General features: G+C 70.1%; 20 protein-coding genes, 1 tRNA gene and 1 pseudogene. 12 read left to right on the forward strand and 10 right to left on the reverse strand.

Annotation, left to right across the window (positions count from 1 at the left end):
* Nucleotides 1–279: 279 nt before the first annotated feature.
* Entirely contained in the window at nucleotides 280–579 is a 300-nt protein-coding gene (locus AB0H62_RS10750; RefSeq protein WP_220244967.1) for a hypothetical protein, read from the forward strand.
* A complete protein-coding gene (locus tag AB0H62_RS10755) occupies nucleotides 579–1,151 on the forward strand; it encodes a hypothetical protein (protein ID WP_220244968.1) in 573 nt (190 codons plus the stop codon). Before AB0H62_RS10750 ends, AB0H62_RS10755 begins: the two co-directional genes overlap by 1 nt.
* 274 nt (nucleotides 1,152–1,425) lie before the next feature.
* Here AB0H62_RS10755 and AB0H62_RS10760 read toward each other — a convergent pair.
* The 3 genes and pseudogenes from AB0H62_RS10760 to AB0H62_RS10770 all read right to left on the reverse strand — a co-directional run bounded on the left by AB0H62_RS10760 (nucleotide 1,426) and on the right by AB0H62_RS10770 (nucleotide 2,489).
* Nucleotides 1,426–1,512, reverse strand: a tRNA-Ser gene (locus AB0H62_RS10760).
* Nucleotides 1,513–1,557: 45 nt separating this feature from the next.
* A pseudogene (locus AB0H62_RS10765) lies at nucleotides 1,558–1,983 on the reverse strand (nucleoside deaminase); the annotation flags it as partial.
* Nucleotides 1,984–2,006: 23 nt separating this feature from the next.
* On the reverse strand, nucleotides 2,007–2,489 hold the full coding sequence (locus tag AB0H62_RS10770; protein WP_220244981.1) for a tRNA adenosine deaminase-associated protein: 483 nt from the start codon (nucleotides 2,487–2,489) through the stop codon (nucleotides 2,007–2,009).
* A gap of 76 nt (nucleotides 2,490–2,565) precedes the next feature.
* Between AB0H62_RS10770 and AB0H62_RS10775 the strand changes: the two genes are divergently transcribed.
* A complete protein-coding gene (locus AB0H62_RS10775) occupies nucleotides 2,566–3,798 on the forward strand; it encodes a M20 family metallopeptidase (RefSeq protein WP_220244982.1) in 1,233 nt (410 codons plus the stop codon).
* Between the two features lie 422 nt (nucleotides 3,799–4,220).
* Here AB0H62_RS10775 and AB0H62_RS10780 read toward each other — a convergent pair whose 3' ends face one another.
* A complete protein-coding gene (locus tag AB0H62_RS10780) occupies nucleotides 4,221–6,278 on the reverse strand; it encodes a phosphocholine-specific phospholipase C (RefSeq protein ID WP_360585538.1) in 2,058 nt (685 codons plus the stop codon).
* A 152-nt stretch (nucleotides 6,279–6,430) separates the two neighbouring features.
* On the opposite strand from AB0H62_RS10780, the gene AB0H62_RS10785 reads away from it, so the two are divergent.
* The 6 genes from AB0H62_RS10785 to AB0H62_RS10810 all read left to right on the forward strand — a co-directional run bounded on the left by AB0H62_RS10785 (nucleotide 6,431) and on the right by AB0H62_RS10810 (nucleotide 10,439).
* Nucleotides 6,431–6,901, forward strand: coding sequence for a heme-degrading domain-containing protein (locus AB0H62_RS10785; protein WP_220244984.1), 471 nt, complete (start codon nucleotides 6,431–6,433; stop codon nucleotides 6,899–6,901).
* Between the two features lie 39 nt (nucleotides 6,902–6,940).
* Nucleotides 6,941–7,468 carry a dihydrofolate reductase family protein gene (locus AB0H62_RS10790; RefSeq protein ID WP_360585540.1) on the forward strand — a complete coding sequence of 176 codons (528 nt, stop codon included), beginning with the start codon at nucleotides 6,941–6,943 and terminating at the stop codon, nucleotides 7,466–7,468.
* Nucleotides 7,465–8,067 (forward strand): dihydrofolate reductase family protein, encoded by a 603-nt coding sequence (locus AB0H62_RS10795; RefSeq protein WP_220244986.1) that lies wholly within the window; start codon nucleotides 7,465–7,467, stop codon nucleotides 8,065–8,067. Before AB0H62_RS10790 ends, AB0H62_RS10795 begins: the two co-directional genes overlap by 4 nt.
* 58 nt (nucleotides 8,068–8,125) lie before the next feature.
* Nucleotides 8,126–9,028, forward strand: coding sequence for a dihydrodipicolinate synthase family protein (locus AB0H62_RS10800; protein ID WP_220244987.1), 903 nt, complete (start codon nucleotides 8,126–8,128; stop codon nucleotides 9,026–9,028).
* A 176-nt stretch (nucleotides 9,029–9,204) separates the two neighbouring features.
* A complete protein-coding gene (locus tag AB0H62_RS10805; protein ID WP_220244988.1) occupies nucleotides 9,205–10,254 on the forward strand; it encodes an acyl-CoA desaturase in 1,050 nt (349 codons plus the stop codon).
* Nucleotides 10,251–10,439, forward strand: a complete 189-nt coding sequence (locus AB0H62_RS10810; RefSeq protein WP_220244989.1) for an RGCVC family protein — start codon at nucleotides 10,251–10,253, stop codon at nucleotides 10,437–10,439. The genes AB0H62_RS10805 and AB0H62_RS10810 overlap by 4 nt, the downstream gene beginning before the upstream one ends.
* A gap of 6 nt (nucleotides 10,440–10,445) precedes the next feature.
* Here AB0H62_RS10810 and AB0H62_RS10815 read toward each other — a convergent pair whose 3' ends face one another.
* The gene (locus AB0H62_RS10815) at nucleotides 10,446–11,405 is read right to left on the reverse strand and encodes an RNA polymerase subunit sigma-70 (RefSeq protein WP_255638531.1); all 960 of its coding nucleotides are present in this window, start codon (nucleotides 11,403–11,405) and stop codon (nucleotides 10,446–10,448) included.
* Between the two features lie 208 nt (nucleotides 11,406–11,613).
* On the opposite strand from AB0H62_RS10815, the gene lysA reads away from it, so the two are divergent.
* Complete coding sequence (gene lysA, locus AB0H62_RS10820; protein ID WP_220244991.1) at nucleotides 11,614–12,951, forward strand: diaminopimelate decarboxylase; 1,338 nt, start codon at nucleotides 11,614–11,616, stop codon at nucleotides 12,949–12,951.
* A 19-nt stretch (nucleotides 12,952–12,970) separates the two neighbouring features.
* Here lysA and AB0H62_RS10825 read toward each other — a convergent pair whose 3' ends face one another.
* From AB0H62_RS10825 to AB0H62_RS10835, 3 genes are read right to left on the reverse strand one after another with little or no spacing between them, the layout of a single operon-like run.
* Nucleotides 12,971–13,429: a dihydrofolate reductase gene (locus tag AB0H62_RS10825; protein WP_220244992.1), complete on the reverse strand. Its 459-nt coding sequence runs from the start codon at nucleotides 13,427–13,429 to the stop codon at nucleotides 12,971–12,973.
* On the reverse strand, nucleotides 13,426–14,223 hold the full coding sequence (locus AB0H62_RS10830) for a thymidylate synthase (protein WP_220244993.1): 798 nt from the start codon (nucleotides 14,221–14,223) through the stop codon (nucleotides 13,426–13,428). The genes AB0H62_RS10825 and AB0H62_RS10830 overlap by 4 nt, the downstream gene beginning before the upstream one ends.
* Before the next feature lie 15 nt (nucleotides 14,224–14,238).
* Nucleotides 14,239–15,780, reverse strand: a complete 1,542-nt coding sequence (locus AB0H62_RS10835; protein WP_360585543.1) for an APC family permease — start codon at nucleotides 15,778–15,780, stop codon at nucleotides 14,239–14,241.
* 336 nt (nucleotides 15,781–16,116) lie between these two features.
* On the opposite strand from AB0H62_RS10835, the gene AB0H62_RS10840 reads away from it, so the two are divergent.
* The gene (locus AB0H62_RS10840; RefSeq protein ID WP_220244995.1) at nucleotides 16,117–16,614 is read left to right on the forward strand and encodes an Lrp/AsnC family transcriptional regulator; all 498 of its coding nucleotides are present in this window, start codon (nucleotides 16,117–16,119) and stop codon (nucleotides 16,612–16,614) included.
* Nucleotides 16,615–17,066: 452 nt separating this feature from the next.
* On the opposite strand, the gene AB0H62_RS10845 is transcribed toward AB0H62_RS10840, so the two are convergent.
* Nucleotides 17,067–17,570: a DUF6328 family protein gene (locus AB0H62_RS10845; RefSeq protein ID WP_220247221.1), complete on the reverse strand. Its 504-nt coding sequence runs from the start codon at nucleotides 17,568–17,570 to the stop codon at nucleotides 17,067–17,069.
* Between the two features lie 330 nt (nucleotides 17,571–17,900).
* On the opposite strand from AB0H62_RS10845, the gene AB0H62_RS10850 reads away from it, so the two are divergent.
* Nucleotides 17,901–18,470, forward strand: coding sequence for a superoxide dismutase (locus tag AB0H62_RS10850; RefSeq protein WP_360585545.1), 570 nt, complete (start codon nucleotides 17,901–17,903; stop codon nucleotides 18,468–18,470).
* A 1-nt stretch (nucleotide 18,471) separates the two neighbouring features.
* Here AB0H62_RS10850 and AB0H62_RS10855 read toward each other — a convergent pair whose 3' ends face one another.
* The gene (locus AB0H62_RS10855) at nucleotides 18,472–18,873 is read right to left on the reverse strand and encodes a pyridoxamine 5'-phosphate oxidase family protein (protein ID WP_220244997.1); all 402 of its coding nucleotides are present in this window, start codon (nucleotides 18,871–18,873) and stop codon (nucleotides 18,472–18,474) included.
* Between the last annotated feature and the right edge of the window lie 46 nt (nucleotides 18,874–18,919).

Consider the following 18,919-nt stretch of genomic DNA (forward strand, 5'->3'; position numbering starts at 1 on the left):
CGAAGTTCGGCCGATCGGAGTGACTTGCCGCGTCGACCGGAGCGCGGCTGTGCCTGCGCCGGGAAGGCGACCGGGTCGGCTGCGCGGGCGGGTGGCTGGCATGGGCGCGATGGTCGTCAGCGCTGCCGAGCGGGGTCAAGGCTCTTCACGATGTGGAACAGTCCTACGCCCGGCCGAGTGACCACACAGGACGTGATGAGGTTAGATCTCCCCCTACAGGGTGACGAGGTGGGGGCCTGGCCACCTTGAACTGGTTTGTTCCGGGAAGGGGAGGTCGCCATGGCGAGCTCGACGAGTGAGCGGCTGCGCGCCGCGGCCGACGCGCTGGACAAGGCTGCGGCCGATGCCGACCAGGCGGCCGGCCGTTTCGCCGAGGCGCGCCTGGAGTCCACGCCGTTCGGCATCTCCGCGCCGGCGCGCGAGCTGGCCTCGCGCTGGGAGGCCGCGCTGGCCGCCCGCGACGTCGACGCCCGCGTGCTGGGCGACGCGACGTCCGACCTCGCCGGCCGGCTGCGCATGGCGGCGGGCGGGCACGCGGAGAAGATCCGCCCCGCGGTGGCGACGGCGCTGTTCACCTGATGCCCTTCCTGCACCCGGCCCTGGAGAAAGCCGCCGCGACCCTCGAGCCGCTGCGGAAGGCGGGCGCGCGCCTCGGCGCCCCGGACCCCGTGGCCGCGCTGCAGCAGATCGACTGCTCACCCCCCGCCATCCGCGAGTCGGCCCGCACCCTGTCGACCGGCCGCGATGTCCTGGTCACCGCCCGCCTCGCCTTCGAAAGCGGCGCCCACCGCGCGGAACGGCGCTGGGGCGGCGAGCCCGCCGCCCTGTTCCGCACTCGCGCCGACGAGCTCGACGTGCACTACCGGCAGGCCGCCGAAGCCGCCGCCCGCACGGCCGCCGTCGGGCTGGACTTGGCCGATCTGCTCGACCGGCTCGCGGCGGAGACGGCCGCTCAGGTCACTTGCGTCGCGGGGTCAGCCGCGACGTCCGCGGTGGCGGTACTGGCGGGGGACCGCTCGACAGAGGCGGTGCAACCGGTGATCGAGGCGTGCGCGGCGGTCGTGCGGGCCGTGGAAACCGGGGTGTCGACGATCATGGAGACGATCTCGTTCCTGGAGCCGTTCGGCACACCCGTTCTGCCGTTCGACTGAGTCCCCGGCTTCCGCCCGCGTCCGCCGGCAAATCGGTACGCCGCAACCGAACGCCCGCCGACCGGCTGCGCTGACGGCAGCTCGACCTGAGCACAACTACCGGATTTGTCTTTCAACGACGGCCATCCGCCACAGTGACCAACCCGCGGCAGGTGACCACCACCGGGGGTCCGGGGGCAACGCCCTCCGGGCGGGGCCTGGGGGTTGCACCCCAGAAACACAGCGAGCGAGCTACCTCGACGCTTTCCGTCGACATAGCTCGCCCACTCGCGAGCGGTGGCGGTGGGATTTGAACCCACGGACGGGATTAACCGTCACACGATTTCGAGTCGTGCTCCTTCGGCCGCTCGGACACGCCACCGCCGAGAACAATACCGGAGGCCGAAGGCACGACGTCGGCGGGGTGGCGGCGGGTGGCGAAGTACGTCTCGAGCAGCTCGGCGCACTCCGCGGCCAGCACACCGCCGTGGACTTCGGGGCGGTGGTTGAGCCGGCGGTCGCGCACGACGTCCCACAGGGAGGACACGGCGCCGGTCTTGGGCTCCCACGCGCCGAACACCAGGCGGGCCACGCGGGCGAGCACGAGGGCGCCCGCGCACATCGTGCATGGTTCCAACGTCACGGCGAGCGTGCAGCCCTCCAGGCGCCACCCGTCGCCGTGGACGCGGGCGGCCGCGCGCAGGGCGAGGATCTCCGCGTGGGCGGTGGGGTCGCCGAGCTCGACGCGGGCGTTGCGGGCCGCGGCGAGAGGCCTTCCGTCAGGGCCGAACACCACGGCGCCGATGGGCACATCGGCGCCTGGACCGCGCGCGGCTTCGAGCGCCGCCTGCACGGCTTCGGTGTCGGCCGGGCGTCTCAGAGCTCGTCCAGAAGTTTCGAGAACTCGGCCGCGAAGCCGCAGCGCTGAGCGACCATCTGGAGCTGCTCGTCGGGGTAGAGATCCACCTCTCCGACGATAACTTCAAGCTCGCCGCCCGGCAGTCCGAGATCGGTGAGGATGTCGAGGTCGCCTTCGGGCCAGACGGCGTCGTCGTCCTCGTCGGGAGGGTCGACGCGCAGGACGTCGAGCACGTCCGCGGCGATGTCGTAGTCGAGCGCCGCCGCGGCGTCCGACAGCAACAGCGACGGCCCCCGCGGGCTCGGCCGCACGATCACGAAGAACTCGTCGTCCACCGCCAGGAGCCCGAACGCCGCGCCGGTCGAGCGGAGTTTCCCCAGCTCGGTGATCGCCGCGTCGAGCTCCGTGAGCGCCGCGGGATCGAGCGCACTGCACCGCCACCGACCGTCTTCTCGGACCACTGCCATCGCGAAGCCCGTGACCGGCTCTTGCACCGCCATGCGCACACCGTATTCCGCCACCGATGCGAGCGCACGCACGGTGCACCCGAAGCGTCCGTGGTGCCACTATCGAGCCATGACCGGACCCACCGACCTGCCGACTCTCCCGGACACCCGCCTCGACGGGCTGCTCGACGCCGCGCGGGAGCTGCAGGACCGCACCGTCGCGTTGCGCCGCGCTCTGCACCGCCGGCCGGAGCAGGGGCTCCAGCTGCCCCAGACGCAGGAAGCCATCCGTTCGGCCCTGGCCGACCTGCCGCTTTCCGTGACCGAAGGCCGCTCCACGACGTCGCTCACCGCCGTGCTGCGCGGCGCGCGCCCGGGCCCGGCCGTGCTGCTGCGCGGGGACATGGACGCGTTGCCGCTGCACGAGGACACCGGCCTCGAGTTCTCGTCCGAGGTCGACGACTCCATGCACGCCTGCGGGCACGACACCCACGTCGCCATGCTCGCCTCCGCCGCCCGCCTGCTGGCCTCGCGCGTCGACTCCTTGGCCGGCTCCGTGGTCTTCATGTTCCAGCCCGGCGAGGAAGGCCACCACGGCGCGCGTTTCATGATCCACGAGGGCGTGCTCGACGCCGCCGGCCCGCGCGTCTCACAGGCCTTCGGCCTCCACATGATGGCCAACACGCCCACCGGCCTCCTCCAGGTCCGCGGCGGCGCGATGATGGCGTCCGCCGACACCTTCCGCGTCGACGTCACCGGCCGCGGCGGCCACGGGTCCGCCCCGCAGGAAGCCATCGACCCCGTCCCCGCGGCGGCCGCGATGGTCGGCGCCCTGCAGACGATGGTCACCCGCCGCATCGGCGTCTTCGACCCCGCCGTGATCTCCGTGACCCGCATCGAGGCCGGCACGACCACGAACATCATCCCCGAGACGGCCGTGCTCGAAGGGACCATCCGCACCCTGTCGGAAGCCACGCGCGCCGTGGTCCGGACCGAGCTGCCCCGCGTCTGCGAGTCCATCGGGGCGGCCCACGGCTGCCGCGTCCTGGCCGACATCGAGCCGGGCTACCCGCCGACCGTGAACGACGCCGCGGTGGCCGCCGAGGTGCTGGCCCTTGGCGCGACGGTGCTCGGCGAGGAGAACGTCCAGGAGATCCCGCACCCGATCATGGGGGCGGAGGACTTTTCGTATGTACTGCAACGGGTTCCGGGGGCGTTCGCGTTCCTCGGGGCCTGCCCGCCGGGGCTTTCGCCCTCGGACGCTCCCGCGAATCACTCGAACCGGGTGATCTTCGACGAGGCCGCGATGCCGGCTGGGGTGGCGATGTATGCGGCGTTCGCGTTGAACGCTTTGCGGGGCTGACGCCTCACGAGGGGGCCATTCGCTGGGCGAACGGTCCCCTCGTGCCGGTTCATGTGCGCGAACGGTCCAGTCGCGCAGTCGCGCAGTCACGCCGGCGCGAGGGGACCACTCGCGGCGTCGAGACTGGCACGAAGCGACCACTCGCTCCGCTGCTGTGGCACGAGAGGTCCCCTCGCCCGCGCTCGGTGCGCCGCGACCGGACCGCTCGCACTCAATCGACGGCACGAACGGTCCCGTCGCGTCTCAGCCAGCGCACGAGTGGTCCAGTCGCACCCACAGGTTGGGCACGAAAGGTCCCCTCGCGGCGCAACCCGCGCGCGAAAGGTCCAGTCACGCCGCCGAGCGCGCGAGAGGTCCAGTCATGCGCGAGCGCCGCGCGAGGGGACCCTTCGCCCAGCGAACGGTCCCCTCGCGCAGCCAGATCAAGCCGTCCTGCTCGGCTGCCCGTTCTCCAGGTGCCCGGCGAACCGCCGATGCCACTCCGGGTGCCCGACGAGCGACAGCTGCACGTCGTACCAGCCGGAATGGTCGGTCAGCGCATCAACGGAAAGCGTGTGCGAACCGTGCGCACCCACCACAAAGCCGGGGCGCCCCTTCACCGTCAACGTCGCCGGCCGAGACGTGGAATTCGTCACCTTTACCTGGAAAACCGGGTGCGCGGCCGAACCCGAAATGGAAGCCGTGACCTCCACCCCCGAAGTCGACGAATCCCCTGACGCCTCCACCACAAATCCATTAGGTCCGTGAACCGCGATGTCATAAGAACCGGAAAACGCAATCTTCCCAGCAGCAGAACCACCACCGGAAACGTCGAACCGCTGCGAAACCCCACCGGCGTGATAAGCGTAAGAAGCCAACTGCAAACCAGCCGCCCCGTGGTTCGACGCCTGCAAAGCCAGCGACCCCGCACCCACCGAAACAAAAGCCACCGGCTGGTAAGGCAACGCCCGCGCCGGAGCCGTACCGCGCTCCTGTTCCGGCATTGCCTGCTGCCCTGTCAGCGGGGGCGCCGGCTTGGGCAGCTTCGTCTGCGTCCGGTCCGCTTCGGCACGCAACGCCGTCGCGTCCGGCAGCGTGGGGATGGAAACATCCCGACGCGAAAAGTCGAAGCAGCTGGTCAGGTCACCGCAGATCTCGCGGCGCCACGCCGAGATGTTGGGCTCGCGCACACCCGTCCACGTCTCCAGGAACCGCAGCACGGACGTGTGGTCGAAGACCTGCGAGTTCACGAACCCGCCGCGGCTCCACGGCGAGATCACTGTCATCGGCACGCGCGGGCCGAGGCCGATCGGCGCCAGTGCGCCCGTCCCGACGCCGCCGGGGCCCGACGGCTGGTTCACCGGCAGCAGTTCGCCCGGCGTCCCGGCCGGAGCGCACGGCGGCACGACGTGGTCGAAGAACCCGTCGTTCTCGTCGTAGTTGATCAGGACCACAGTGGACTCCCACAGCTTCGGGTTGTCCCACAACGCCTTCAGCACGCGCTGCGTGTATGCCGCGCCGTCGACCGGCCGCGCGGCCGGGTGTTCGCAGTACGCGTACGGCGCCACCACCCACCAAACCACCGGCAGCGTGCCCGCCTTGCAGTCCGCCACGAACTGCTGCAGCACGTGGTCGACGTTCTTGCCCTGCCCCGAATCCGCCTTCCACTGTGTGCGCAGGCTGGCCCGCTCGGCGAGCTGGCGCTTCTTCGGGTCCGCCGACGCCAGCGCGTCATGGTACTGCTGGAACAACCACAGTGGATTGTCGCCGTAGTCGCCGACGTACCCGTCCGCGCCGTCGCCGACCTCGTCGTTCGCGTAGACCTGCCAGGAGATCCCGGCGGCCTGCAGGCGCTCGGGGTAGGTCGTCCAGCGGTAGACGGGCTTGTAGTCGTCCGGGTTCCACGTCGCGGGGCCGCCGAGCGCGCCGTCCGGGTCGATCATGCCCGTCCAGTGGTAGAGGCGGTTGGGCGTAGTCGGGCCCTGCAGCGAGCAGAAGTAGTTGTCGCACAGGGTGAACGCGCTCGCGAGCGCCCGGTGGAACGGCAGGTCGTCGCGGTTGAAGTAGCTCATGGTCATCTCGGTCTTCGCCGGGACCCACGCGTCGTAGGCGCCGTTGGCCCACGCCTGGTGCGTGGTGGCCCAGTCGTGCGCGAGGTCGCCGAGGTCCTGGCCGTCGACGAGCGCGGTGTCGACGTGGAACGGCAGCAGGTGGCCGCCGTCGGTGCGCTTCGCGTCGGGCTGGCGGAACACGTCACGCACCGCCGCGGTGTCGCCGAAGCCGCGGACGCCGGCCGCCGTGCCGTAGTAGTGGTCGAACGACCGGTTCTCCTGCATGAGCACCACGACGTGCTCGACGTCGTCGAGGCTGCCGCGCCGCCGGGGGCCCGCGGCCGCCTCAGCGAACGCGCCGCCGAGACCCGCCGCCGCGCCTGCCATGCCGGCCGCCGCCGCGCCGCCGAGAACCGAGCGACGGCTCAGCCGCCCTTCCGCCTGCCCCATCCGTACCTCCTCGTCCGGAATGTGCGTGACGGAGATCCACATCACGCGCGGCAAGCAGCCTTCCCCAGGTCACGGCACACGACAAGCAGCCGAATGTGAACCGCGGCTGAACACGGTGGCAATTACACAACAGTGTTGATTTAATATCGGACATGACGACCGAAACCGAGCTCATGCAGGAGCTCCTCGAGCAGGAGAGCCGGCTGGTGTTCCCCCGGTTCGACAACGAGACCGCCCTCGCACTCGGCCAGCACCTGCTCGCCGCGGCGCGCGAACGCGCCCTACCCGTCACGATCTCCGTGCGCAGAAACGGACAGCGGTTGTTCCACGCCGCACTCCCGGGAACATCGGCCGACAACGACGCCTGGATCGACCGCAAGAGCCGCGTCGTCGACCGCTACGGGCACAGCTCGTTCCTCGTGGGCACGCAGTTCCGTGCGAAGGGCAGCAGCTTCGAGGCCGACTCGCGCCTCAACCCCGACCTGTACGCGGCCCACGGTGGCGTGTTCCCGGTGCTGGTCAAGGACGTCGGGCCGGTCGGCACGGTCGGCGTCTCGGGCCTGCCGCAGGCCGACGACCACGCGTTCGTGGTCGAGCAACTCGCCGCGTTCCTCGCCGACTGAAAAACCCGGCACAAAAACTGGTAGCCCGCGCACAAGAAGTTGTCGATTCGGCGCGTCCCTCGTTCGACGGTTCACCACAGACCCGACGAACGAGGGAGACGACCGATGGGCAAGCTAATCGTCACGGCGTTCCTGACCCTGGACGGCGTGGTGCGCGGACCGGGTCACGTCGACGCGCAGATGGGCGCGGCCCTGGCCCGCTGGCAGCGCCGTGCGTCGGCGTTCCTGCAGGTCAAGAACATCGCCGACTACTGCCCGAGCACCGGTGACCTGCCGAGGCACGTCGTCTCCGGCAACCTCGCCGCCGAGATCCGCCGATTGAAGGCCCGCTACGACGGCGAGCTGCAGCTCCACGCCAGCGGCAGCCTCGTGGCCGAGCTCGACGACCTCGTCGACGAGTACCGGCTGCTCGTCTTCCCCGTCGTCCTCGGCGAAGGCCACCCGCTGTTCCCCGCCGGCGCGCACCCACTCGCACTGCGCCCGCTGTCGACGAGCGCGACGAGCACCGGCGTCGTGATCCAGGAGTACGCGGCCGCGGGCGCGCCGACCTTCGGGTCGATGGCATGACCACGCTCACCGCCACCACGTTCGTCTCCCTCGACGGAGTGGTGCAGGGCCCGGGCACGCCCACCGAGGACCCGCGCGGCGGCTTCGACCTCGGCGGCTGGCTCACGCCGTACTACGACGCGGTGATGGCCGAGTACACCGCCGACTGGTTCTCGCGTGCCGACGCGTTCCTACTCGGGCGCCGCACGTACGAGATCTTCGCGGGCTACTGGCCCTCCGTCGGCGGCTCCGACCCGGTGGCGGGACCGCTCAATACGTTGCCGAAGTACGTCGCTTCGCGCACGCTCACGCGTTCGTCGTGGCAGGGCACGGCGTTCCTGCGCGACGACGTCGTGCGGGCCGTGACCGAGCTCAAGGCCGAGCCCGGGCGGGAGCTGCAGGTGCACGGCAGCGGCGATCTGCTCCAGACGCTGATGGCCGCCGGCCTGGTCGACGAGCACCGCGTGTGGGTGTTCCCCGTGGTGTTGGGAAAGGGACAACGGCTGTTCCGGCCGGGAACACCGCGCCGCGCACTCGAGCTCATCGAACACCGCACGACCGGCAAGGGCGTCTCCGTGCAGGTCTACCGGACCGCCCGACCCGAAGATCAGGACGCTTGACCCACCACCCCGTGCTACCCTCTGCGCCGTCACATCATATATCAGATCGGACACACCAGTGGCGTTCGAAGTGCAGAAACGGCGGTTGGCGGGCGTCGTCGCGATCCCCGTGACGCCGTTCAACGGGAGTGGCGGGGTCGAGGCGGAGACGTACGGCCGGCTCGTCGAGCGGCTGGTGACAAACGGCGTCGAGGTGGTCACGCCCAACGGCAACACCGGCGAGTTCTACGCGCTCGACGAGCACGAGACCCGGCTGTGCCTCGAGGTCGCCGTGAAGGCGGCGCGGGAGGCGAGCGTGCTGGCCGGCGTCGGGCACGACGTGCGCACGGCCGTCAAGGCGGCCCGGCACGCGCGCGACACCGGTGCCGACCTGGTGATGATCCACCAGCCGGTGCACCCGTACGTCTCACGCGAGGGCTGGGTCGAGTACCACCGCGCGATCGCGTCGGCCGTGCCGGAGGTGGGCGTGGTGCTGTACGTGCGCAACCCCGATATCGGCGGCGAAGAGCTCGCGCGCCTCGCCGACGCCGCGCCGAATGTGATCGGTGTGAAGTACGCGGTGTCAGATCCCGTGCGTTTTGCAACAGTTTCGCGTGACGCCGGCCTCGAACGGTTCGTGTGGATCGCAGGGCTGGCCGAACTTTCGGCGCCGGGTTATTTCGCCGTGGGCGCGCAGGGGTTCACGTCGGGGCTGGTGAACGTCGCGCCGCGCATCTCGCTCGATCTGTTCGCCCGGCTGCGCGAGCGCGATTTCGCCGGTGCCATGCGGCTGTGGGAACTGATCCGGCCGTTCGAACAGCTGCGCGCGGCCGAACACAACGCCAACAACGTGAGCGTCGTCAAGGACGCGTTGTCACAACTCGGCCTCTGCCGGCCCGACGTGCGCCCGCCGAGCCGGCTGCTGACCGCGGCCGAGCGCGAGCGGATTTTCAGCCTGCTGTCGTCGTGGGGACTTTCGTAAGGTTTCTCGACAGCTGTGGGCAATTGCCTTCGCAAGCCAAGGGTGAGAGGGTGGGTACAGGCTGCGGTGCCACCGCGGCCAGGCCCCAGCGCCCTTCTCCCGGACTGGACCCGGACCCGTCGTGGCCGGAAACCGTCGCTGGACAAGCGATTCGCCTGAACCAGAGCGGTGCTGGCATGACTTCGTCCTCAACTTTCGACGCCACAGAACCGTCCACCGGAAGCGATTTTGCCGAACTTTCCCGGCTGATCAAGGCGGCCGGCCTGCTCAAGCGCCGCCGTGCCGCCTACGGAGTCCGCATCGGCCTCAACCTCGCTGCCTTCGCGGGCGGCTGGGTGGCGTTCGCGTTCCTCGGCGACTCCTGGTGGCAGCTTTTCCTCGCTGCCTTCTTCGCGATGATGTTCGCGCAGCTGGCCTTCATCGGCCACGACGCCGGCCACAAGCAGATCTTCTCCAGCCGCAAGGCCAACGACGCCACCGGACTCGTCCACGGTGGACTCACCGGGCTCAGCTACGGCTGGTGGATCGCCACCCACAACCGCCACCACGCCAACCCGAACCACGAGGACGAGGACCCGGACGTCGACATCGCCGCGCTCGCGTTCTCGCGTGCGCAGAGCCACGAAAAGCGCGGTTTCCTGCGCTGGGTGGCGAAGTACCAGGCGTTCTTGTTCTTCCCGCTGCTGCTGCTCGAAGGCCTCAATCTGCACGTGTCGAGCGTTCGCGCCGTGTGGGCCGGTGACATGCGCCGGCACAAGCTCGAGTCGGTGTTGCTGATCGGGCACCTGGTGGCGTACCTGGCCGCGGTGTTCATCGTGTTGTCACCGCTGACGGGCCTGGTGTTCATCGTCGTACACCAGTTCCTGTGGGGTTTGTACATGGGATGTTCGTTCGCTCCCAACCACAAGGGCATGGAAATGCTCACGACGGGCCACAAGCTCGACTTCCTGCGCAAGCAGGTGCTGACGTCGCGCAACATCCGCGGCGGCGTCGTCGTCGACTTCGCCCTCGGCGGCCTCAACTACCAGATCGAGCACCACCTCTTCCCGAGCATGGCTCGCGGGAACCTGAAGCACGCGCAGGTGATCGTGCGCGAGTTCTGCGCCCGCCACGGGATTTCCTACGCCCAGTGCGGCTGGGCGCGCTCCTACGGCTACGTGCTCGAACACCTCCACTCCGTCGGCGCCCCACTGCGCGAGCGCGCGCCGGAGCCGGCCACGTCATGACTTCCGCCGAACACGAGACCCCGGCGGAAGTCCGGCCCGAGACGTCCTGCCCCAGCTGCCCGCACCCGCTCGAGGAGCACGACGTGATCGCCCGCAGGTACTGCGCGGCGACCGCGGCGGGCCACTCCGCCGAGCGCGGCTGCGTGTGCGGCGCCGCGAAAAAAGCCCAGCACCGAGGACGCTGACCAGCGTCAGTCGAGTGGCAGCGTTTGCGGGAAGTCGAACAGCTCGAACACCACCGGGGCGAATGTTGTCACTTCAGCGACATTCCCTCGTGCGATTCGCAACACGTTGAGCCCGAAGGCCCGGAAGGCACCGTCGAGCCGGAGGTAGGTCGCGAGCGCCGGGAGGCCGTTGGCCCGCGTTGCCAGCACGTGGAACGCCACGGCGTCCGGGCCGCGCAACGCGGGCGCCCAGCCTTCGAGCACAGTCTCTCGGCCCGCGTACCAAGTCGGCTCCGCGCCGACGTGCCCGCCGGCGCCCGGGGCGTGACTGCAGCGGACGTCTTCGCGCAACAACGAAGCGAACGCCTCTTCGTCGTGATCCACCAACGCCGCCATGTACCGCGCCACCACAGCGCGTTCCTCGTCGCTGCCCTCGGACGACCACTCCGTCCGCCGCTGCGGCAGGTGCTCCTTCAGCGACGCCCGCCCCTGCAGCACGGCGGTGTTGATCGACGCCGGCGTCGTCTCGAGCGCCGCCGCCGTCTCGCGGGCCGACCAGCCGAGCACGTCGCGCAGCACCACCGCCGCACGGCGGCGTGGGGACAGGTGCTGGATCGCCGCGAGGAAAGCCAGCTCCACCGTCTCGCGCGCGACCACCTCGCCGAGCACGTCGTCGGGCACCGGCTGCAGCCATGGCACCGCGACGTCCGGCCGCGGCGCCAGATCGGAACCGCCGGCCGTCGGCAAGTCCAGCACCGGCAGCTCACGCGGGTGTGCGGTGAGGTGATCCAGGCACGCGTGCGTCGCGATGCGATACAGCCACGCGCGCAGGCCGGCGCGGCCGTCGTAGGTGCCGCGGCCGCGCCACGCGCGCAGCAGCGTCTCCTGCACCAGGTCCTCGGCCTCGTCGAAGGAACCGAGCAGCCGGTAGCAGTGCACCCGCAGCTCGTGGCGGTGCGTCTCGGTTTCGGTCGCGAAGTCCGTCATCTCTTCAACCATGTCCCATGAGACGGGACGCGGCGGGAGAAATCGACTCTTCGCAGGTCAAACGGAATGTGGCCGAAGTTACTCGCGCGTTAAAAGCGTGTCAGCGCGGCCGGGCGGAGCGTCAGGGTGGTGTTCACGGCTGGGGCGAATCGAACACCACCGCAGTGTGCTGACGGTGTCCGAATTCGCACATCGTCCGGAGGTCACCGTGACACTCAGCGAGCTCCTCCCCAGCCTCGGTTGTGAGGCCGCCGACCATCTCGAGCCGGGGCTCTGGCCGCGCAGCACCTGCCTCGGCGAAGGCGGTGAGCTGATCTTCGCGGGTGCTCCGGTGAGCCACCTGGCCAACCGGTTCGGGACCCCGGCGTACCTCATCGACGAGGCCCAAGTGCGCGACACCGCGCGCGCCTACCGCCGTGCCCTGCCGGAGGCTGAGGTGGCCTTCGCGAGCAAGGCGCTGTGTACGCGCGCCGTGGTGCGCTGGATGGCGGAGGAAGGCCTCTCGCTGGACACGTGTTCGGCGGGCGAGCTCGCCGTCGCGCGGTCCGTCGGCTTCCCCGCCGAGCGGATCCTGTTGCACGGCAACGCGAAAACCCCCGAAGACCTCAAGGCCGCGCTGGAGTACGGCGTGCGCCGCATCGTGCTCGACTCGCTCGACGAGATCGAGCAGCTCGGCGCACTGGCCCACGGCGCGCAGCAGGTCATGATCCGCGTGACGCCCGGCGTCTCCGGCGACACCCACGCGGCGATCACCACCGGCACCGAAGGGCAGAAGTTCGGCTTCTCGCTGCGCCCGGACGTCCGCGACAACGTGGACCGCGCCGTCGCCGCCGTGCTCGCGCAGCCCGGGCTCAGGCTGGTCGGGCTGCACTGCCACATCGGCTCGCAGGTCGCGCGCGTCGACCGGTACGAGGAGGCGGCGCGACGCATGGTGGAGGTGCTGGTGCGCGTGCGCGACCAGTACGGCGTCACCCTGGGCGAGCTGGACCTCGGCGGCGGCCACGCCGTGCCCTACCTCGACCGCGAGGCGTCGTTCGATCTCGACGGCTACGCGCGTCGGCTCCGGGTCGCGCTGGCCTATGAATGCTCGTCGCACGACTTTCCCTTGCCCCGCTTGACGATCGAGCCCGGCCGCGCGATCGTCGGCCCCGCCGGGATCACGGTGTACCGGGTGTGCGCGGTGAAGCGCGGCAGCCGGACGTTCGTCGCCGTCGACGGCGGCATGAGCGACAACGCGCGCCCCGCCCTGTACGGCGCCCGCTACACCGCGCGACTCGTCGGGCGGCGCACGAAGGCCGCGCGCACGCCGATGACCGTGGTCGGCCGCCACTGCGAGTCGGGTGACGTGCTGGCCGACGACGTCTGCCTGCCCGACGACGTGCACGCCGGCGACCTGCTGGCCGTGCCGTGCACCGGCGCGTACCACCACTCGCTGGCTTCGAACTACAACCTCGTGGGCCGCCCGCCGCTCATCGGCGTGCGCGACGGCTTCGCGAAGCTGCTCGTGCCCCGCGAAACCGAGGAGGACCTGCTGCGGCGCTGCTGAAGCGAGCCGGTTGCTGACCTCAGCCCCAGGTCAGCAACCGGTAGTGCAGCCCCGTCGACGATTCCTGCCACTCGCCGGTGGAGTCCGGCGCCCGCCCGACCTCGGGCGCGTACGTGTCGCCCTCGAAGTGCTCCTGGATCTCCGTGACCACGATCCGGTCTGCGAACGGCAGCGCCGCCCGGTACACGGCCTCGCCGCCCATCACCCACACGTCCCCGGACACCGCGGCGAACGCCTGCGCCAATTCGGGAAACGTCTCGACGCCTTCCTGCGGCGTGCGCGAAAGTACGAGGTTGCGCCGGCCGGGCAACGGCCGGAACCTCGGCGGCAGTGACTCCCAGGTCCGGCGGCCCATCAGCACAGTCGCGCCCGAGGTCAGCTCGCGAAAGTGCTTGAGGTCCTCCGGCAGGCGCCACGGCAGCGCGCCGTCACGGCCGATGACACCGTTGGACGACTGCGCCCATTCGACCCCGATCACACCGCCACCGGCGCCTTGATGCCGGGGTGGGGGTCGTAACCGTCGACCGAGATGTGCTCGTAGGTGTAGTCGAACAGGCTGTCGGCCGGCTTCAGGCTCAGCGTCGGGAACGGCCGCGCGTCGCGTGCGAGCTGCGTGCGGACCTGGTCGACGTGGTTGTCGTAGACGTGGCAGTCTCCGCCGGTCCACACGAAGTCGCCGACGCGCAGGCCCACCTGCTCGGCGATCATGTGGGTGAGCAGGGCGTAGCTGGCGATGTTGAACGGCACGCCGAGAAAAAGGTCCGCGCTGCGCTGGTAAAGCTGGCAGGACAGCTCGCCGTCGGCGACGTAGAACTGGAAGAACGCGTGGCACGGCGGCAGCGCCATGCGCGGGATGTCGGCGACGTTCCACGCGGACACGATCATGCGCCGCGAGTCGGGGTTCTCGTGCAGCGTCTTGAGCACTTCGCTGATCTGGTCGACGTGCGCGCCGTCCGGGGTCGGCCACGAGCGCCATTGGACGCCGTAGACCGGACCGAGGTCGCCCTCGGGGGAGGCCCACTCGTCCCAGATCGTGACGCCGTTGTCCTGCAGCCAGCGGACGTTGGAGTCGCCGCGCAGGAACCACAGCAGCTCGTAGGCGATCGAGCGGAAGTGGACCTTCTTCGTGGTGACCAGCGGGAAGCCGTCGGCCAGCCGGTAGCGCAGCTGGTGCCCGAAGATCGACCGCGTGCCGGTGCCGGTGCGGTCCTGCTTGCGGGCGCCCGTGTCGAGCACGTGGCGGAGCAGGTCTTCGTACTGTGTGTCCGGCATGCCCACCAGCCTAAATCAGACCTCGATGGCTTCGCCGTCACGCGCCACCGACCCGCGGGGCAGGCGTCGGCCGGCAAAGAACTCGCGGCACACGCGGTGCACGGCGAACATCAGCGGGAACCCGATCAGGATCGACACGACCCCGATCACCGCGACGCCGCCGATGCCGAACACCGTGGTCTCCCCCGCGTCCGGCTTCGCGTATTCGATGACCGCGAGCACCAGCACGGCCAGGAAGAACACCGCGCCGACGAACGGCAGCACCCCGCGCAGGAAGAAGTGGCGCAGGCTGGCCAGCAGGGTCTTGCGGAACACCCAGACGCACGCCAGTGCCGTCATCGTGTACTCGATCGCGATGGTCAGGCCGACGGCGTCGACCGAGTCCGAGAGGACGTTGTCGCTCCACACCGCGAGCAGCACGTAGAGCACGAGCGAGACGAGGCCGAACGCCCAGGTGGAGACCGACGGCGTCTGGTACTTCGGGTGTACGCGGCCGAAGACCTTGGGCAGCGCGCCGTGGCTCGCCATCGACAGCGTGGTGCGCGCGGCGGGCATGATCGTCGCCTGGCTGGTGGCGGCGCCGCTGGTGAGCACGGAGACGATGAGCAGCAGACCCATCACCTTGCCGAGCCCGGAGCCGCCGAACACCGCGCCGCCGAGGCCGGCCAGCACGTCGTCGGAGTTGGCCTCGTTGCCCAGGCCGATGCCGCTCTCCTCGACGCCGGCGAACGCGAGCGCGGCGACCGTGACGAGCAGGTAGTTGAGCACGAGCAGCACCGTCGAGAGCACGGCGGCGCGGCCGGGCGCGCGGCGCGGGTCGGCCGACTCCTCGTTGACCGACAGCGAGCTTTCCCAGCCCCAGTAGATGAACACGGCCAACAGCACCGCCGACACGGCCGTGCCGAGCCCGACCCCGTTGGGCCACAGCCAGCTCCACTGCGGGTGGCTTGCCTGCGGACCAGCGCTGCCCTCGTAGACGCGGACGAGGGCGACGACGGAGAAGACGATGAGCACGGCGAGCTCGATGCCCAGCAAGATCCATTGGGCGCGCGCGGACACCTCGATGCCGCGGTAGCACAGGTAGCAGAGCGCGAGCAGCCACGCGCAGCCGATCGCGGTGGTCACGGCGCGGTTGTCCGCGAGGCTGTCCGCGCCCAGCAGGAGCAGCGTGTAGCGGCCGGTGAGCGCCGACTGGCTGCTCATGACGAGCAGCTGCGCGACAGTGACCACCCAGCCCGTCATCCAGCCCGCGCGGCTGCCGAACGCGCGCGTCGCCCAGGTGAAGTTGGTGCCGCAGTCGGGTTCGGCGGTGTTGAGCTCGCGGAACGCGACGGCCACGAAGAGGACGGGGATGAACGACAGGAGGATGAACGCGGCGGCCTTGAAGCCGGCGCCCGCGAGCACGATGAAGCCGAGCGTCGCGGCGATCGAGTACGCCGGGGCCGTCGACGACATCCCGATGACCATCGCCGACACCATGCCCAGCGCCCCTGTCCGGAGTCCTTTGGCCGGCACGGCCGGGGCGGGGTGTGCGCCGAGTGCGACGGCTTCGGGCATGACCGGTCCTCCTTACGCGGGGGGTGGGATTTTGGTCGGACCCTCCAGGCCTTCGTTAGGCCTTCCGGGTCTTTCTCGTTCTTTCGGGGCCCTTCTGGGCCGTTCACAGCCGCCAGACGGTACCGGGTAGGCGCTCGAGCCCGGCACTCCGTGTGCGCCGTTGCACATCCGCACGCCGAAAACATCACCTCGGCGGCGCCTTGACCGCTGATTTCGGCGTCGTCGTCGGCCCGGCCGGGGAATCACGTAAATCCCGAAACAAACTCCTGTTCGGGCGCGAGGACAGATACGCTGCGCGCCTAAGGAATCACATGCCGAAACACAGGGAGGGACGGCATGGGTGACGGAAACCATACGAAGGTCGAGGAGCAACGCCCGCCGAAGGCGTTGGACGGCACAGACAGAACCTTGATCGCCCTACTCCAGAACGACGGCCGCGCCTCGTTCACCGCACTGGCCAAAGCAGTCGGACTCTCCGAGGGCGCCGTGCGCCAGCGGGTCCAACGCCTGCTGCGCGACGACATGATGCAGATCGTCGCCGTGACGGCCCCCGAAAACGTCGACTTGACCCGCCAGGCCATGATCGGCATCACTGTAAGCGGCGACCCGCGCGAGGTCGCCAACCGCCTGTCGGACCTCTCCGACGTCCACCAGGTGGTCCTCTGCGCCGGCCGCTTCGACCTCCTGGCGTCCCTTCTCTGCCGCGACGACGAGCACCTGCTGGCCGTCCTGGGAGACCACGTGCGCCCCATCCCCGGGGTGACGTCCACGGAGCTGTTCGTGTACCTGAAGCTGGCCAAGCAGAACTATGCGTGGGGCAACCTGACTGTGTGAGGTTTTGCGCCGCGTTTCTCGGATGAGGCCGGGTCCCCGCCTCAGTTCCGAGCTTTTTGCCGCTGTGACTGGGTGTTTGAGGTGGGCTTCCGGCTCCGGCCTCTTGCCCCCAGCGCTTCCCCGCTCACGACACAGCCCCCGCCCCCCAGACAGGGTTCCGGCAAAGTCGTCGTCGGGTTCGCACCGACCCGATGCGCGCGCTGCGGCGGGCATGCATGGCGTTGAGGTCGCGTTGGTGCGATGGGTCCCTCTCGCGCTCGCAGGTTGTGCGAGCGGTCCTGTCGCGGCGGGATCACTCTCGAGCTGTTCCGGCCTCCCGCTGTAGCCCCGCGCCGGCGGTCCCCGCAGAGCCCGGCGCCCGCAAGGTCTCGCCGTGCCGCCCCGCCGGCACCGGAGCCCCACAACAGCAGGCGAGCGGTCCGGCCGGCCCGCGGGCACGGCTCGTCGGCCGGTCAGCCCTGCCGGTCGCGCTCCGGCCGCGGCGGGTTGGCGGGGATCGGATCGTCCTTGGGGAGGCGCAGCGGGACGACGAACCACAACAAGCCGAACAGCAGGACCGTGAAGCCGCCCGCGGCGATGAGAGCGGCGGTACCGTAGACGACGCTCGCGATGAGGGCGACCGTCAGCGTGACCGCCCCGGCGAGGCAGCCGAAGCCGACCAGCACGACGCGGTTGCCGACGCGCAGGATCTCGTCGCGGCGACCCGTGCGGAACAGCAGCCGATGCCACGCCGCGGGCGCGGTGAGCAGCGCCGTCGCGGCGACCGCCAGCAGCACCGCGACCATGTGCAGCATCTTCTCGAGCCCACTGGCCGCCTGGAACCGGTCGGTGAACACGACCGCCAGCAGGAACCCGAACAGGATCTGCACCCCGGCCTGCGCGACGCGCAGCTCCTGAAGCAGCTCGCCGACGTTGCGCTGCAGCTTCTGGTTGCGCGTCTCCCCGGTGTGCTCCATGTCGCGGTTGTCGATGACCTCGTCGGCCTCCACCGGCGGTGCACCGTCGGTGGTCGAACCGAGGCCGGCCCCACGGCGGAATTCGGCTCCTGCGGGGTCTTCGGAGGACGGGTTGGCTCGGCGCTGCTCGTCGGGATCAGTCATCGGATGGGCTCCAGGGTTGGCTTCCTGCCGAAACACTAAGCCCGACCGCCAGGCCCCGCCCTCCCCGCGAACCTGGCCGACCGGCCTGTGCAGGATTCACCCGACACTGCCCACGACGGGGGAACTGCTCACACGTTCGGGTGGCGCCCATGGCGTCGCAGTCCGCGCGCTGGCTAGAGAGTGACCATGCGAATCGCTCCCACACTCCTTTCCGCTGCTCTCGTCGCCGGCTTGGCCGGCCTCTCCGGCGCCACCGCCGAAGCAGCAACCCCGGTGCACTTCACCTCCGCGCACGGCACCTTCAACGGGTACGCCCCAGGCGCCCACGCCGTGACCTATCGCACCGACCTCGTCCCGGGCGGCGCGCAGGCCCACGTGTTCGGCACGTCCGCACGGGCCGCCGGCACCACCACCGTGCTCGTGGTCACCGGCCTGCTGCCGAACCACCAGTACGGCGCCCACGCCCACGCGAACGCGTGCGGCCCCACCGGCGACGACGCCGGCCCGCACTTCCAGCACACGCCGGACCCGGTGAAGCCATCGCTCGACCCCGCCTACGCGAACCCGCGCAACGAGATCTGGCTCGACTTCACTACCGACCGTTCCGGCACGGGTCACGCAAAGTCCACTGTGGACTGGAAGTTCGGCTCACGACGCGCGCACTCCGTGGCGATCCACGAAACCCACACGCACACCGACCCCGGTCACGCCGGTACCGCGGGCGCCCGGCTGGCCTGCCTGGACGTCGGGTTCTGACCTAGAACCCCCAAGAGCGCTCCGAGACGATGCGGACGCGCACCGAGAACGACGCGTCGAACGCGGCCGCGTCGGCGTATCCGACGCCGGCGTAGGACGGCTCGTACTTGTCGAGGTAGCCCGGCGCTTCGGAGGGTTTGCCCTCGTCGACGTGGGCGCGGCCGTTGACGACGAGGATGCTTCCACCGTTTTCATCGCTGTTGAGATGGAAGCTCACCTCCGGGCTGCCGGCGATGTGGCGGAGCTTGGCGGTATCGGGCTGGCTGAACACCAGGATGTCGTCGCCGTCGAGGACGAACCACACCGGGCGTGGTGCGGGGCGTCCCTTCGGCGTGATGGTGGTCAGCCAGCCCACGGGCTCGCCGGCGCGCTTGATCAGGTTCGGGTCGGGTGTGTACGGCATCTTCGATCTCCCCTCGGAAGTGGTGAGATCAAGAGAACCACAACCC

This window comes from Amycolatopsis sp. NPDC050768, assembly GCF_040654155.1.
In the GTDB taxonomy this organism is placed as follows: Bacteria; Actinomycetota; Actinomycetes; order Mycobacteriales; family Pseudonocardiaceae; genus Amycolatopsis.